Here is a 2,475-nt window from a genome sequence, read left to right on the forward strand (position 1 = left end):
CGCAAGGTCCGCACCGAAGCAGACGGAACGCCGGCCTACACCATGGTGCCTGCCGAGCAGCTGCGGCCCGGCGACGTGATCGAGGTACGCACCCATGAGGTGGTACCCGCGGACGCCCGGCTGATCGACGAAGAAGACCTCGAGGTCGACGAATCGACGCTCACCGGTGAATCACTGTCGGTGCCCAAGCAGGTAGACCCCACACCTGGCGCCGACCTGGCCGAGCGGCGCTGCATGCTCTACGCCGGAACCACTGTGGTAGCAGGCACCGGGGTGGCGCTGGTGACCGCGGTTGGACCCGAAACCCAGGTGCGTCGCGCCGCTGAACTGGTATCCGGTGACCTGCCCGAAATCGGGCTGCAGCACCAGCTGAGTCAACTCACCAACCGGGCATGGCCGATCAGCGCCACAGGCGGCGCACTGGTCAGCGCGCTGGGCCTGTTGCGCCGCAGAGGATTACGCGAAGCCGTGGCCAGCGGCATCGCCGTCACCGTGGCTGCCGTGCCCGAAGGCATGCCGCTGGTGGCCACCCTCGCCCAGCAGGCGTCGGCGCGGCGGCTGACCAACTTCGGCGCACTGGTGCGGGTACCGCGCTCGGTGGAGGCGCTGGGCCGCGTCGACGTGGTCTGCTTCGACAAAACCGGCACGCTCAGCGAGAACCGGCTGCGGGTAGCGCAGGTCCATACCATCGACGGCTACTCCCGCGAAGAGGTGTTGCGGTGCGCTGCGCACGCCGCCCCGACCGCCAACGGCGGCCCGCAGATCCACGCCACCGACGTCGCCATCACCGAGGCGGCGCTGGCCGTCAACGGTTCACACCCCGCCGGCGAACCCGACGCCCACCTGCCGTTCCGCTCCGGAAGGTCGTTCTCGGCGTCGGTGACCGACGACGAGCTGACCGTCAAGGGGGCACCGGAGGTGGTGCTGGCCCGCTGCCAAAACGTCGGCGCCGGCATGGACGACACGGTCCGTCAGCTGGCGGCCAGCGGATTACGGGTGATCGCGGTCGCGCGGCGGCGGCTGAGCCAGGGACAGATGCAAGCCGTCGACGACGATCCCGACGATGCGATCGCTGACCTGTGCGCCGGCGAATTGTCGTTGGTCGGGCTGCTCGGGCTCTCCGACACCCCGCGACCGGAAGCTAAGGGACTGCTCGCGGATCTGCAGGAACGCGACGTGGCCATCCGGCTGATCACCGGCGATCACCCGATTACCGCCGCGGCGATCGCCGCGGAGCTGGGCATGCCGGTGACACTCGATCAGGTCATCAGCGGCTCGGAGTGGGACGCCATGTCCCGCAAGGACCAGGAGCATGCGGTCGCCGAGCGGGTGGTGTTCGCCCGGATGTCGCCGGAGAACAAGGTGCAGATCGTCCAGACCCTGGAGCGGACCGGTCGGGTATGCGCGATGGTCGGCGACGGCTCCAACGACGCCGCCGCGATCCGCGCCGCCACCGTCGGCATCGGGGTGGTAGCGCGCGGCAGCGACCCAGCCCACACCGTTGCCGACGTGGTGCTGACCGACGCCCGTATCGAAGCGCTGCCGCAGGCAATCGACGAAGGCCGCGAACTGTGGCGGCGCGTGCAGGCGGCGGTGTCGGTGCTGCTCGGCGGCAACGCCGGCGAGGTGGTGTTCGCCATCATCGGCAGCGCGATTACCGGGCAGTCGCCGCTGAACACCCGTCAGCTGCTGCTGGTCAACATGCTGACCGATGCGCTGCCGGCGGCGGCGCTCGCGGTGAGCCCGACGACCAGCGCCGGCAAGCCCGGAACCCGCGGCCTCGACGAGCGAGCGCTGTGGCGCGCGGTCGGTGTTCGCGGGGCAACGACGGCGGCCGCGGCCACCGCGGCGTGGGCGATGGCCAGCGTCACTGGACGGCCACAGCGGGCGTCGACCGCGGCGCTGGTCGCGTTGGTGACCACTCAGCTGGGCCAGACATTGCTGGATTCGCACGCCCCGCTGGTGGTGTTCACCGCTGGCGGCTCGCTTGTCGTGATGGGGACGCTGATCAGCATTCCGGGTGTCAGCCAGCTGCTTGGCTGTACACCGCTCGGTCCGATCGCGTGGGCTCAGGCGCTGGGTTCGGCGACCGCCGCGACCGCCGCGGTGGGTGTGCTGAACCGCCTTGTCGCTGGTCAGCGAGCAGCAGAGCCAGAGCAGCCGTCGATTCCGGCTGAGCCGACGAGCGATCGCTCTTCACCACGTCCACGACGCCGTGCCGCCACGCGACCGCGTACAAGTGCACCAGAGGAACAGTTAGCAGCGCGCCCAGCGCTGAAACTAGCGGGTCGGCCAGAGCATCCGTCGTCGCCATACATTCGACAGTGACCGGAGCACCCGGCTCGACGGCAAATCCTTAGTTACCGAAAGGCGAATCATGGTTGAAAGGAAGTCGCGTCGCGGCACTTCGCAAAGTGAGGCGGTGGAGGAGATACGCCGCGGTGAGTCGTTCCTGGTGAATCTCCCCGTGGTGGG

General features: G+C 69.3%; 1 protein-coding gene and 1 pseudogene. One reads left to right on the top strand and one right to left on the bottom strand.

Annotated features, from left to right (window positions below; genetic code table 11):
- Nucleotides 1–42: 42 nt before the first annotated feature.
- Nucleotides 43–2,052, top strand: a pseudogene (locus tag VFA16_RS15980) (cation-translocating P-type ATPase); the annotation flags it as partial.
- On the opposite strand, the gene VFA16_RS23725 reads toward VFA16_RS15980, so the two are convergent.
- The gene (locus VFA16_RS23725; protein ID WP_349256703.1) at nt 2,024–2,314 is read right to left on the bottom strand and encodes an Rv1535 domain-containing protein; all 291 of its coding nucleotides are present in this window, start codon (nt 2,312–2,314) and stop codon (nt 2,024–2,026) included. The pseudogene VFA16_RS15980 and the gene VFA16_RS23725 sit on opposite strands and share 29 nt — an antisense overlap.
- Nucleotides 2,315–2,475 lie beyond the last annotated feature (161 nt).

Origin of the sequence: Mycobacterium sp. (genome assembly GCF_035653355.1) — a bacterium.
GTDB lineage: Bacteria > Actinomycetota > Actinomycetes > Mycobacteriales > Mycobacteriaceae > Mycobacterium.

Coding starts and splice junctions, on each gene's coding strand:
- VFA16_RS23725 (WP_349256703.1), bottom strand. CDS start 2,314: ATGGCGACGACGGATGCTCTGGCCGACCCGCTAGTTTCAGCGCTGGGC.